General features: G+C 61.4%; 12 protein-coding genes. 4 read left to right on the forward strand and 8 right to left on the reverse strand.

All coding sequences use genetic code 11. The features are described from left to right. The first annotated feature begins 35 nt into the window (after positions 1–35). Both ACZ5WW_RS19365 and ACZ5WW_RS19370 read left to right on the forward strand, forming a co-directional pair. The gene (locus ACZ5WW_RS19365) at positions 36–635 is read left to right on the forward strand and encodes an RNA polymerase sigma factor (protein WP_377169038.1); all 600 of its coding nucleotides are present in this window, start codon (positions 36–38) and stop codon (positions 633–635) included. Next, the gene (locus ACZ5WW_RS19370; protein ID WP_377169040.1) at positions 632–1,357 is read left to right on the forward strand and encodes a hypothetical protein; all 726 of its coding nucleotides are present in this window, start codon (positions 632–634) and stop codon (positions 1,355–1,357) included. Before ACZ5WW_RS19365 ends, ACZ5WW_RS19370 begins: the two co-directional genes overlap by 4 nt. A gap of 3 nt (positions 1,358–1,360) precedes the next feature. Here ACZ5WW_RS19370 and ACZ5WW_RS19375 read toward each other — a convergent pair whose 3' ends face one another. From ACZ5WW_RS19375 to pgsA, 4 genes are all read right to left on the reverse strand, one after another. After that, positions 1,361–1,762, reverse strand: a complete 402-nt coding sequence (locus ACZ5WW_RS19375; protein ID WP_377169042.1) for an outer membrane protein assembly factor BamD — start codon at positions 1,760–1,762, stop codon at positions 1,361–1,363. A gap of 19 nt (positions 1,763–1,781) precedes the next feature. Further along, the gene (locus tag ACZ5WW_RS19380) at positions 1,782–2,780 is read right to left on the reverse strand and encodes a cobalamin-independent methionine synthase II family protein (RefSeq protein WP_377169044.1); all 999 of its coding nucleotides are present in this window, start codon (positions 2,778–2,780) and stop codon (positions 1,782–1,784) included. 78 nt (positions 2,781–2,858) lie between these two features. Then, positions 2,859–4,235: a ribosome biogenesis GTPase Der gene (der, locus tag ACZ5WW_RS19385; RefSeq protein ID WP_377169046.1), complete on the reverse strand. Its 1,377-nt coding sequence runs from the start codon at positions 4,233–4,235 to the stop codon at positions 2,859–2,861. Positions 4,236–4,264: 29 nt separating this feature from the next. Further along, positions 4,265–4,837: a CDP-diacylglycerol--glycerol-3-phosphate 3-phosphatidyltransferase gene (gene pgsA / locus ACZ5WW_RS19390; RefSeq protein ID WP_377169048.1), complete on the reverse strand. Its 573-nt coding sequence runs from the start codon at positions 4,835–4,837 to the stop codon at positions 4,265–4,267. 88 nt (positions 4,838–4,925) lie between these two features. Between pgsA and aat the strand changes: the two genes are divergently transcribed. Continuing rightward, a complete protein-coding gene (gene aat / locus ACZ5WW_RS19395; RefSeq protein ID WP_377169050.1) occupies positions 4,926–5,501 on the forward strand; it encodes a leucyl/phenylalanyl-tRNA--protein transferase in 576 nt (191 codons plus the stop codon). Between the two features lie 6 nt (positions 5,502–5,507). Here aat and speA read toward each other — a convergent pair whose 3' ends face one another. Together speA and ACZ5WW_RS19405 are read right to left on the reverse strand one after the other, a co-directional pair. After that, on the reverse strand, positions 5,508–7,445 hold the full coding sequence (speA, locus tag ACZ5WW_RS19400; protein ID WP_377169052.1) for a biosynthetic arginine decarboxylase: 1,938 nt from the start codon (positions 7,443–7,445) through the stop codon (positions 5,508–5,510). Positions 7,446–7,565: 120 nt separating this feature from the next. Beyond that, positions 7,566–8,243: a YwaF family protein gene (locus ACZ5WW_RS19405; RefSeq protein WP_377169054.1), complete on the reverse strand. Its 678-nt coding sequence runs from the start codon at positions 8,241–8,243 to the stop codon at positions 7,566–7,568. Between the two features lie 180 nt (positions 8,244–8,423). Between ACZ5WW_RS19405 and ACZ5WW_RS19410 the strand changes: the two genes are divergently transcribed. Beyond that, the gene (locus ACZ5WW_RS19410) at positions 8,424–10,109 is read left to right on the forward strand and encodes a DUF3592 domain-containing protein (RefSeq protein ID WP_464694179.1); all 1,686 of its coding nucleotides are present in this window, start codon (positions 8,424–8,426) and stop codon (positions 10,107–10,109) included. Here the strand turns inward: ACZ5WW_RS19410 and ACZ5WW_RS19415 are convergent. Both ACZ5WW_RS19415 and ACZ5WW_RS19420 read right to left on the reverse strand, forming a co-directional pair. Next, positions 10,106–11,431 carry an FtsX-like permease family protein gene (locus ACZ5WW_RS19415; protein WP_377169058.1) on the reverse strand — a complete coding sequence of 442 codons (1,326 nt, stop codon included), beginning with the start codon at positions 11,429–11,431 and terminating at the stop codon, positions 10,106–10,108. The genes ACZ5WW_RS19410 and ACZ5WW_RS19415 overlap by 4 nt on opposite strands. 13 nt (positions 11,432–11,444) lie before the next feature. Then, the gene (locus ACZ5WW_RS19420; protein WP_377169060.1) at positions 11,445–12,743 is read right to left on the reverse strand and encodes an FtsX-like permease family protein; all 1,299 of its coding nucleotides are present in this window, start codon (positions 12,741–12,743) and stop codon (positions 11,445–11,447) included. Positions 12,744–12,745: the final 2 nt, after the last annotated feature.

The raw sequence follows: 12,745 nt of genomic DNA on the forward strand, positions 1-12,745 counted from the left end.
GCCGCCTCCTACCTGCATCTCCCGCCCATGAATTCATGGAACTCGCCCTTCAATTCGGCATTGAACTGCCTGCAACCCGCACGATACCTCGCTGCGTGACTGATCCCGTGCCCAGCTTTGAGCAGATCGTGGACGCCCACTATCAGGGGCTCTACCGCTTTGCGCTGAGCATGAGCCGGCGCGAGGCGACGGCGCAGGATCTGGTGCAGCAGACCTTCCTGCAATGGGCGAAGAAGGGCCACTCCCTGAGGGATGCCTCCAAGGTGAAGACCTGGCTCTTCACCACGATCTACCGCGAGTGGCTGGCCATCGCCCGGCGGGAGAAGAAATACGAGGAGGTGGAGTTTGAGGCCGAGGTGCATGGAGCCACGCAAGAGGAGGACGATGGCGAAAACCCCCGCGTGGACAGCGCCACCCTGCAGACGGCCTTGGAACAGCTGGAGCCTAACTTCCGCGCTCCGCTGGTGCTTTTTTATCTCAAGGAGTTATCATACCGCGACATTGCCGAGACGCTTGGCGTGCCCATCGGCACGGTGATGTCCCGACTTTCCCGAGCCAAGGACAGCCTGCGTGCCATTTTGCACCGGCTTGAAAACACCACTCCCGCCAACATCATCCCCATCACCGCCTCGTGAACCGCGAAGAAGCCAGACTCGAACTCGACGCCACGACGCTCCGTCCTCAGGATGCGTCGCCGGAGGCGCGTGCGATGGCGGAGAGCGATCCCGAACTGGGCGCGTGGCTGAAGAAGCGAACCGCCTTTGATGAAGAGGTGGCCGAGGTCTTTGCGGCAACGGTGCCTGCGGGACTGCGTCAGAACATTTTGCAAAATGCGCGCGAGCCTGCACGACGCCCGCTGCGCTGGGCGCTTCCCACCCTGGCTGCGGGGGCTGCTGCCATTGCGCTGGGCTGGACGCTGCTGTGGCCGGTTGAAAGCACCATGCCCGCCTGGCAGGCGGAGTCTCTCGCGGCGGTGACGAAGGTGGAATATGGCGTGTCCAAGGTGCACCCGTCGCGTGACTTTGAGGCCATCAAAAAGATGCTGGTGGCCGACCAGTCCCCAACGCCTGAGCGCCTGCCGGGGAAGGTGGGGGCCATGCCGGTGCTGGCCTGCAAATGCATCAAGGTGTCCGGGCGCACGGCCTCGATCATCTGCTTTGAGATTGAGCCCGGGAAGGAAGCCCATCTGGTGGTGATGGACAATGCCGGCATGGCCAACGTGCCGCCGCAGCTGCAGCCGCAGTTCAAGTCCTGCAAAAACTGGAACATGGCCAGCTGGAGCGACGGCAATCAGAGCTTCATTCTGGCCACGAGGGCGGATGAGGCGGCGCTGAAGAGGCTGTTTGGCCTGACGTGAGGTTTACTGAATCTCCTTCAGCTTGATGTCGGCCTTCCCAATCACGGTGTGGCAGTTCATGCACTGCTGGCGGAGAGAGGAAAAAGCGGTGGTGGAGGCTTTGGCATCGTGCTTTTGCAGTGCGGTTTTGAGGGCTGCAAAAGGGCCGGTCTCCCAGCCTGTGAGAAGGGGGCGGAGGTCCACCCTGCCGCCTGGGCTTTTGTGAGCTGGGGCGCTCTGAACGGTTTTGGCCACGCTGGAGTGCATGCGCTCGGCCATTTCGAGAGCGGCGTCCCATTGGCCGGACTGCTGCAGGGTGCGTGTGGCCTGCAGTTTGGTCTCTGCGGCATGCATGCGGTGGCTGTTGATGAAGCTGGCGCATGAGGCCAGTGCGAGCACCGAGGAGAAGAGGAAAAAACGCTTCATAGGCTGGTGCCGGAAGCAATCACCTTCCTTCAAACCTGTCACGCCCTTTTGCCAGAGCCGCGATTTTTCGGTCGGCCACGCTTCGCTTAAGCATCCAGAAACCGCAGTCTGGGTGAATGAACCTAACCCGGCCGGAGCCGAGTTTTTTCTCTGCCGCTTCGATGCGGCGGGCGATTTCGTCGGCGGTTTCGACGTGGTTGACCTTGATGTCCACGACTCCGAGGCCGACGCCGATTTTTGAGTCTAGGTCTTTGAGGGCGTCCAAGTCGGCGGCAGGCCTATGCGCTAGCTCGAGAACGAGGTGGTCGGCATGCAGGGAGTTGAGGAAAGCGATGAGTGCGGCCCACTCGCCCTTTTGGATCGTCTGGCCGCCGTAGTTGCCAAAGCAGAAGTGCACGGCCTTGGTGCCTTTGACGGCGTCCAGCACGCGATTGATACCTGCGGCCGCGATGGGGGCATCCGCCGGATTTCCGGGGATGTTGGCCTCATCGACTTGCACGCAGTCGCATTGCAGATGGGCGGCCTGAGCTGCAAGCGCGTCGGCAATGGCCATGTTGAGCGCTTCGAAATCGTGGTAGTGCGTGTCCAGCAGCGTGCGGGCCAGCATGTAGGGGCTGGTGAGGGTAAACTTGAAGGGGCCACCGGCGACTCGGGCGGCACGGGCGCAGTCTTCGGGCAGATTGAGCACGCCTTCGGTGATGGGGCCGCGAACCACCGCTGCGGGTTTGCTGCGGAAGGCCATTTCGTTTTTGGCGCGGAATGCGGCGGCGTCTGCACGACCCACACGGCTGTCGATGCCGCCGAGCTTGTGGACGAAGTATTCGATCATCCCGTTGGTGTCGGGATGGTTCACATCAAAGCGGTAGAGCTCGCCATCGGTCGGCAGGTCAATGCCCGCCTGCCGCTGCGTGTCGAAGACCACACGCGTAGCGTCGATCACGGCGGCTTCGCTGGGCAGCGCGCTGAGCCATTCGGGGACGGGATAGGAGCCGACGGTGGTGGTCTGGATGGTGGCCATGCAGCAGCCTAGTCACCATCTTCAAAGCATGGAAGCCGCGAGTGCCAAAGTCCAAAGGCAGGCAGGCATCGGACAAGCTTACTTCGGGTTCTTCGGCCCTTTGCCACGCACGCTCATCTTGAAGGGCACGCCCGGGGCGTTCCATTCGTCGCGGATGACTTTCTCCAGATAGCGCATGTAGCTGTCAGTGAGCTTGGAGGCGCGGTTGGCGAAGAGCACAAAGTGCGGCACGGGAATGGCGAAGCCTTCGGCCTCGTTGACCTGGGTGGCATAAAGCAGCTTGAAGCTGTGGGTGCTGCGCCCCAGGGCTCCGGGGGTGTTCTCAATGGCATTGGCCAGCAGGCGGTTCAGGGCACCGGTGCCGATGCGGTTCTGCGCACCGCTGCGCACTTTCTCGATCTGCACAAAGAGCTTGCCGATGTGGTCCTTGTTCTTGGCCGAGATGGCCACGAGCGGTGCGTAGTTCAGGAAGAAAAACTCGCGGCGCATCAGCTCGTCCAGATGCTCGATGCGGTCCTTCTGCTTGGCATCCGGGTGGAAGAGGTCCCACTTGTTCATGACGAGGATGCAGGGTTTGCGCTCCTCCAGAATGAGCTGGGCGATCTTGCGGTCCTGCATCTTGGCACCGGCGGCGCAGTCAATGACAAGCAGGCAGAGGTCCGCGCGCTTGATGCTCTGCAGACTGCGGTCCACGCTTGAAATCTCCACGACTGTGTCCAGATGCGAGCGGCGGCGGATGCCTGCGGTGTCGATGAGCTGGTAGTGCTTGCCGTTGTAGGTGGCCTTGATGTCGAGCGCATCGCGCGTGGTGCCGGGCACATCGCTGACGATGGCGCGCTCCTTGCCCAGGATGGCATTCACGAGAGATGATTTGCCTGCATTGGGCCGGCCGACGATGGCAAGCTTCAAGGGGCGCACATTCTGATGGGCGATGGCGTCCTCCGTTTCGGTGGACTCCTTCAGGTCCAGGCGCTCGGAGATGAGCGCAACGAGATCGTCGATGCCGAGCCCGTGCGCGGCGCTGACTTCGACGGTGTCGGCAAAGCCGAAACGGGCGAATTCGCCGGCATTGAGCTTGCGCTTGGGGGAGTCGGCCTTGTTGCACACGAGGATGACGGGCTTGCTGGTCCGGCGCAGCTCGCGGGCGAGGCTTTGATCAATGGTGGTGATGCCATCGACGACATCGACCACGAAGAGCAGCAGGTCCGCCACATCAAGGGCGATGGAGGCCTCCGTCTGGACCTGGTCAGTCAGCACATCGTCCGTGCTGGCGCCGATGCCTCCCGTGTCCATGATCTCGAACCAAGCAGGCCCGCGGCGGCACTGCGCGGTGATGCGGTCCCGTGTCACACCGGCCTGGTCATGGACGATGGAGATGGTTTTGCCGGCAAGGCGGTTGAAGAGCGCGGACTTGCCCACATTCGGGCGTCCGACGATGGCGACGGTTTTGAGCATTGCTCAAGGAGCACGGTGAGCCCCCCGCGTCAATCGTGACCCGCAGACTGGAGCTGCCGGTATCCGTCCACCAGATTGATGATTCCGGAGAGCGCGGTGAAGAAACCGGCGAAGAGCGTGGGCCAGATGCACCATTCGGGCTTGAGGTCGAGGAGGATCCACAAAATAGCCGCCATCTGGGAAAAAGTGGCGGTTTTGCCAGTCCAGTGCGTGTGGATTTGCAGCTTTCCGGCGAAGTGGTCGATGACGAAAGCGCCGCCAATGGAGAGGAGATCCCGCCCGATGACCAGGATGGGGAACCAAAGAGGAAAATGCTGCCGCCAGGCGGTGAAGCTCAGCAGGATGATGGCGGCGAGCATCAGGAGCTTGTCCGCAAGGGGGTCCATGATGGCGCCGAAACGGGTGCGCTGATTGAACCGGCGGGCGATCCAGCCATCGAAGGCATCGCTGATGGCGGCGATTCCGAAGACCGCCGCCGCCCAAAGACGCAGGGCTTCGTCCGGGTGCTCGCTGCGGGCACTGTCGCCGTAGTAGATGACCAGCCCGATGAAGACGGGGATCAGCAGGATACGGAAAACGGTGATCTGATTGGCGAGGTTCACGAGTGCTCAGTTTAAAGTTTCATGGTTAAAGTTCAAAGTTTGAATCACGCGGCTTGAAACTTTGAGGGGGGAACTTGAAACTGGCCCCATGCAGCGAATCGAGCCTGTGGACCTCTTGAATGCCTACTGTGAGGGTGCCTTCCCGATGGGGGAGGAGGATGGCTCCATATCATGGTACCGGCCCAAGATGCGTGGAATCCTGCCCGTGGCGGAGTTTCATGTGCCGCGCCGCTTTGAGCGCTACCTCAAAGACCATCCCTTTGAAGTGCGCTGGAACAGCGCCTTTGGCGATGTGATACGTGGCTGCGCCGACCGAGAGAGCACCTGGATCACCGACACCATCATGGACACCTATGAGGAACTGCACCGGCTGGGCTTTGCCCACTGCGCGGAGGTCTGGCGGGACGGCAAGCTGCGCGGCGGCGTCTACGGGGTGAGCATCGGCGGGGCGTTTTTTGGCGAGTCGATGTTCAGTCGCGAGCCGCAGGCGTCCAAGGTGGCGCTGACCTACCTGCAAAGACGTCTGCACGAGCGCGGCTACCTGCTGCATGACACGCAGTGGACCACGCCGCACCTGGCGATGTTTGGCGGGCACGAGATCCCCTGCGCGCAGTATCTGGAGATGCTGCAGCGCGCGATCTTGCGGAAGGCGACGTTTATGTGAGCTGAATCAGCTCTCGAAATACGTGTAGCCTCGCAGGCCGGCCTCGAAGCTTTCCATGATCTCGCGGCGCTCAGTGGCGGTGATGCGTTTGGAAATCACGGCGCTTTCAGCGAGGTTGCGGAAACGCGTGAGCATGTCCTTCGGGTCATACTCCACGTAGGTGAGCACTTCCGAGACGCTGTCGCCTTCGAGTTCACGGCTGTACTTCACCTTGCCGTTTTCCACACGGACGCTGACGACGTTGGTGTCGCCGAGCAGATTGTGGAGGTCGCCGAGGGTTTCCTGATACGCGCCGACGAGGAAAATGCCGAGCATGTACTCGTGGCCTTTCTCGATCTGCGGATCGTGCAGTGGGAGAGTGGGGTTGATGCCGCTGGAGTGGGCAAATTTGTCGATCTTGCCGTCACTGTCGCAGGTGATGTCGGAGAGCACGGCGTTGCGCGTGGGCTTCTCCTTGAGGCGGTGGATGGGCATGACCGGGAAGATCTGGTCGATGGCCCAAAGGTCCGGCAGGCTCTGGAAGACGCTGAAGTTGCCGTAGTAGAAGTCGGTCATGATGGTGTCCAGACGGTCCATCTGGCTGCCATCGTGGCCGCAGCTTTCGAGCATCTTGGACACCCAGGTGAGGATGTCCCAGTAGAGCTCCTCACCGTGGGCGCGCTCGCGGAGGTTGACTTTGCCGTAATTGAACTCGCTGCGCAGCTTGTCGCGGTAGTAGATGGCATCGTTGTAGATCTCCTGGAGGCGGTCGCGGGAGGTCTTGGTGGCATGCTTTTCCGCGTCGAGACGGAGTTCGAAGAGATTGCGCAGGAGGGGAGGGGCGTCCTTGTCGAGCTCGAGTTCCGCCACGCTCTTGCGAGGTTCGAAGCGGTTGATGTCGAGGATGTTGATGATCAGGACGGAGTAATAGGCCACGATGGCGCGGCCGGATTCCGTGATGAGGTCCGGGTGGGGCACGCCAGCCTCGGCAGTGACTTCGGTGATCGCCTCAATGATGTCGGCGCAGTATTCCTTGGTGCCGTAGTTGCTGCTGGCTTCGCTGGCGCCCTTGAGGCCGTCGTAGCTGATGGCCAGACCGCCGCCGAGGTCCAGAATGCCCATGCGGGCGCCTTCTTGGACGAGACCGACGTAAACGCGTGTGGCCTCCGTGACGGCCTGGCGGATGGCGCGGATGTTCGGGATCTGGGAGCCCTGGTGGTAGTGCAGCATGCGCAGGCAGTCGAGCATGCCGCGTTCGCGCAGGTGATCGACCACATGCATCAGCTGGGAGATGTTCAGGCCGAAGACGCTGGCGTCTCCGCCGGAGCCGCTCCAGTGGCCGGCGCTTTCGGCGCTGAGGCGGAAGCGCACCCCCAGCGTGGGGCGCACGCCCATCTTCTCACAGCGTTCGAGGATCAGGTCCAGCTCCGTTGGCATCTCAAGAACGAGGATGACTTGCAGGCCCATTTTCTGCGCATTGAGCGCCAGGTCGATGAACTCCTCGTCCTTGTAGCCGTTGCACACGATGTAGGCTTCCGGATCGTGCATGTAGCTGAGCGCGGCGATCAGCTCCGGCTTGCTGCCGGCTTCGAGGCCGTAGTGATACTTGCGGCCATAGCGGGTGATTTCCTCGATGACTTCCTGCTGCTGGTTCACCTTGATGGGGTAAACGCCACGATAAACACCCTGATATTTGCCTTCCTTGATCGCGGAGGCGAAGCCTTCGTTCAGTTCGTCGATGCGCCAGCGCAGCAGATCGCCGAAACGGATGAGCAGCGGGAGCTGGGTGCCGCGCTCACGCAGGCCTTTGACGATGGAGGCGAGGGAGACATCCTTGGTCTTCTTGCCGTCCTTCAGCTTCACCGTGACCTCGCCTGTTTTGGCGATGTTGAAGTAATCATGCCCCCATTCGCGGATGCCATAAAGCTCGGCGCTGTCGTCGGTGGTCCATGCTGGGGTTCTCATTTTCGTGGGCTGGGTTGGAGGGGCTTTCAAGGGCGGCGATTATGGGGGCAAATTTGGAAATGCAAAGCGACATCTCGGGGAGGTTGAGGGGGGGCGAAACGCCCGGAAATGCTCCCTGTGTCAAGGGCGGGGTCTGCGAAAGGCAAAGGGGAGGTGGAGAACGGTGTAAAATACAAGACCCAGCCCGATGGTGCTGAAGTTGTACCACGGCCAGGGCCCCAGCTTGTCAAACAGGCTGGCCTGGACGGGTTTTGAACACTGGAATGCGTAGTTTGCCCCCAGCGTGCAGTTCACGACCGCCACTGCTGCATACCAGGCTACTGAGAAGGTCATGATGCGCCGTACGGCTCCGGAACGCGGGCGGGCTTTCATGGCGGTGACGACGTAGAAGGCCGTGATCGGCACCCCTCCGTGCATGATGAAAAACAAAAAGAAACGTGGGTCCGGGTACTCGTAGATCAGAGCGGGGGTGAGCAGCCCCTGCAGGGTCCCGGCAATGCCAAAAAAGTAAACCACCTCACAAAAAAACGGGCGGTGCGTCCATAGTGCCAAGCCCGCCGCGAGCGTCGCAATGTCACAGTACTGGAGCGGGAGCGCCGTCGTAACATTAAGAGAGCCATGCATGGCATGCACGCTGAGACCGATGGGGTACAGGGCCAGCAGCATGCCCCCCAGCACCCGCTGCGAGAGCACGGCCCAGCGTGTCCGGGAGAGCAGCAGCATGACGATGAACACCGCCAGAGTGACGGCAAGCGCCGCCTTGTGCGAAGGGCCATAGGGATGAAAGGCGGGAGGCATGGCCGGAATCATACGCGGTTGTTGCGGAAGTCAGACGGTTTGTGGCATCTTGTGAAGATGTTACGCTCAAACCGCTCTTCGGTCCGTTCCACGAAACAGCTCAGCGGAGGCTGTGCAGTGCTCTTTGGTCTGCCTTTTATACTGGCTGGGGTTGCCGTCGGCTTCTTTTTCTATCTGCCCATGATTGGCGGATGGTGGGAGGCGCGTGAGTGGGTGGAGGCACCGTGCTGGATTGAGACAGCAGAGCTCAAAAAGTCCTACAGCGGCAAAGGCGGGCCGACCTATGAAGTTCTGGCCAGGTATCGTTACGAGTTTGACCGCCGTGCCTACCGTGGTGAAAAGGTGGGGATCTTTGGCGGTTCGGACAACATGGGCAGCTTTCAGCAGGAGGCTTTTCAGCAGCTTGAGTCTGCAAGGAGGTCTGGAGGTCAGTTTCGTTGCTTTGTGAATCCATCCAGGCCGGATCAGGCTTTGCTGTTCCGTGATCTCCGCTGGCAGCTGCTGCTCCTGATTTCCATTTTTCCGACCACATTTCCCTTGGCGGGCTGCCTGGTCTCGATCGGCGGCTGGCGCCAGTCGCGCAGGGCGGCCAAGATCGCACGGCACAGAGCGCAGCACCCGGAGGCTCCGTGGCTCTGGCGTCCCGAGTGGGTGGGGGAGAGGGTTTATCCAGAGCCAGACCCCTTGCTGTTTATTCTTGGAGTCGCCGGCTGGATTCTTCTGGTGCAAATGCCGTTGAGCCTCGCCGTGATTCTGAGCGGGGAGCTTTTCAGGTCGGCGCTGGCCTGGCTCGCGCTCATCCCCACCGCGCTGGCCTGGATTCCTCTTCACTTCGCCTGGAGGCGGCTCAAGTCCCGGATGACCTTGGGCCGCCCCGTTTTGCTGCTCCAGCGGGTGCCGGTTGCCCCGGGGCATCCGCTGCTGGGCGAACTGAGGCTTTCCCGTGTGCCTTCTCCATACAGCACCTTTTCAGTACGTGTGCTCTGCCAGCGGCACATCACGCGCAACAGCGGTGACTCCCACGCCACCGCGAAGGAAACCATCTGGGAGCATGCTGCAACACTGCCCGCTGCCGAGGCTCGGCGTGATGCGGGCGGCGTGGCGCTGCCGCTCCGCATCGAAATTCCGCGTGGCCTGCCATGTGCTGTCTTGGACGAGGCCTCAATCGTTACGACGGAGGGAGAGCAGCATGTGTGGACACTGGAAGTCAGCTCCTCTCAAGGTGGCAGACCTGTGGTGCTGCCGCTGCCTGTTTTTATTTCCGCGGCCGAAGCCGTGGAAAGCGCAGGGCAAGTCGTGTCTGCACAGCCGGGGCGGGCGCCGCTGCTGAGCATGGATGATCTGCTCATGCGGCTGAATGCCAGGGGCATTGAGATGGAGGTGGATGACGGTGGCCTGCCTGTCTCCATCCTGTGCCCTCCAGGGAGGAATCGTGCAGCGGGCATTTTTTTGCTGCTGTTTGGGGCCATCTGGTCTGCGGCCTTTTTTTTCATGCAGGCGCAGGGGGCTCCGCTTGTCTTCCGGCTCCTCTGGGGCATCACCTCGCCGCTCATTGTCGGGGGCGGGGTGTGGATGTTGCTGCACAGCCGCAGCCTTGAGATCAACAGACGGGAGATCCGCATCTTGAACCGCGTGGGCCCCTTCTACTCCTGGCATGAGACCTTCGAGCCGCGCCACATCACCGGCTTCGTCCATGACTCCGACATGCAGTCAGGCGGCAAGTTTTATTACCGTGTGCGCGCAGAGACGATCTTCGGCAAACCCAAAACCCTTGTGGATGGCATCACGGAATCCGTCACTGCGGAGACGCTTGCCCAGAGGCTGGATGAATGGCGCAGACAAAATGACACCTCGCACAAGTCCTAGCCCCCGTCCCGCAACGCTACCGCAGGATCCACTCGTGCGGCGAACCATGAAGGAACCAGCGCGGCCAGGAGGCAGAGGGCGATGGCGGTGGCGCAGATGGCGAGAATCTTCTCTGGATCGACGTGCGCCGGGATGCTGGAGAGAAAATAAATGTCCTGCGGGAAGATGTCGCGGCCGGTCAGGCCGGCGATTTGCTCGCGCAACCAGTTGCGGATGCTGAGAACGAAGAAGCCACCTGCGAGTCCGGCCACCGCACCGACGAGAGCCACGATTCCGGCCTGGGTGACAAAAATGGCGATGATCTGCCAGGCACGCGTGCCCAACGCCGTGAGAATGCCGATCTCACGGCGCTTTTTCACAGTGACAGTGATGGTGGTGTTCATCACACAGATGGCGGCGACGAGCATGATGAAAAGCAGCAGAAACCACATCATCGTCTCCTGGTTTTTCACGGACTCCAGCATCATGCCATGCTCCTGCTCCCAGGTGCGGTAGCCCCAGCTTTCAGGCAGCGCTCCTGACTGGTAGATCGTGGCCATGACTTCTTCGGCATTGTCCGGGTCCTTCAGTTCCAGGTCGATCCCGCTGATGGCGCTGTCGAGGTTGAAGAACTCCTGGGCGACATGCAGCGGCACATACCCGCGCAGGCCGGCGGTGTCCGCACGCAAAGTGGCGGCAAGGATCAGGTCCTTGGACAGCACGGTGACGCTGTCGAGCGCCTCGGCACGTTTTTTCTTGTCGCCGTTCTCGGGGATCTCACGGTACTTCTGGATGAACTGGTTCACGCTTTCGGCCGCATGCACGACCAGCGTGTCACCGACCTTGGCCCCGATCTCCTTCGCAAACTTGTCGCTGAGGATGATGGTGTCGTTCTGGAGATCAAACTTTCCCTCCTTGACGTGCTTTTTCAATTTTTGCAGAAGCCCGTTGTCCTTGTCATCAGCCATGCCGATGACGCTCACTCCCTGCAGGCTGCCCTCGTTTTCCACGACAAGGATGCCGGCCCGCCCCTCCCTCGTTCTGTCTGCCACCGGCACGGCGGAAACGACCTCTGGCCGTGCGGCGAGGTTTTTTCTCAGCTCGCGCCAGTCAACGTGGGGCGCACCTTCGGGGCCTCCCACGGGCTCGACCATGGCATGCGGCTCAAAGCCGATGAGCATCTGCCGGTACTCACGCTGCCACCCGCTGAAAACGGACATGACAAAGACCAGCACGCCGACGCCGAGCATGACGCCGAGCATCGAGATCACGGTGATGACCGAGATGAATGAGCGCGTAGGCCGCAGATAGCGCAGGGCGAGGAAGAGGGGGGCGCTGGTCATGGAAGTTTTGAGATTAGTCACGCAGCGCCACCGCAGGGTCCACGCGGGAGGCCAGCCAGGCGGGTGGCAGGGCGGCGAGCAGGCAGAATGTGATGGAGCCCAGACAGGTGACGACGACGAACCAGGGCTCGACCTGTGCCGGGATGGTGGCCAGAAACATGCCGGAGTCGGCATTGGCGCTGCCACCGCTCAGCACTGCGATGCCCATGCGGATTTCATCACGGTATCGCAGCACGAGCCCGCTGAGAATGAGCCCGGCCAATGTTCCGAGAATGCCCACAAAGGCCGCCTGGGAGACAAAAATGCCGATGATCTGGCTCTGCCTTGAACCTAGCGCTGTCAGCACGCCGATCTCGCGCCGCTTCTGTGTCGTGACAGTGATCGTCGTGTTCATGACCGAGAACGCTGCGACAATCGCGATGATCAGGAGCACGATCCACATCATCACACGCTCATTGCTCATGGCGGCAAGGCGGGCGTCGCCTGCATCGGTCCACAGCGAGGCACTCCATTCGGGTGGGACTATGCCCGCAGCGGTGAAGCGTTTGATCACTTCCTTGACCTCTCCGGGCTGCTTGAGCTCGATCAGCACACCGCTGACCTGATCACCCAGGCCGAAGATTTGCTGCGCTGTTTCAAGCGTGACATAGCCATAGGTGCCCGCAGATTCCACCCGGGTGGTGCCCAGCAGCTGGATATCCCTGGGGTTGAGCTTGATCTCCTCGTAGGCAGCATGGCGCTTGGCTTCGTCCTGCTCGTCCGAGGCGATGCGGAAGCGCCTGACTGCGCTGGTGACATTGCCGGAGGCATAAACGCTGATGGCGTCGCCGGGATGTGCCCCGAGCCCGCTCGCGACATAGTCGGCGCAGACCACGCCGCCCGGAGCGAGCTCCAGCGAGCCTTCGTCCTTGTGCCTGGCGATTTTTGCCATGTAAAACTTGGCGCCATCTTCAGGAAGGCCCAGCACATCCATGCCGGACTGCTGGCCCGCATGCTCCGCAAACATCGTGCCGCCGACGTAGCTGCTGGCGGCGAGCACGTCAGGCTGCTGACGCACCTTGGCCAGCACATCGGCCGCTGATCTGGAGTCCGTGGGTTTCTGGTTCTGCGGATGCAGCAGGATGTGAGGCTCAGACCCAATGAGGGTTTTCCGAAACTCGCCTTCGAACCCTTTCATGACCGAACTGACCACGATCATCATCAGAACGCCGACCGCGACACCCAGGATCGAGATGACGGTGATGACAGAGACAAACGAACGCTTCGCGCGCAGGTAGCGGCGGGCTAGGAAGAAGGTGGCGTTCGAAAGCATGT

This window comes from Prosthecobacter fluviatilis (assembly GCF_055388355.1).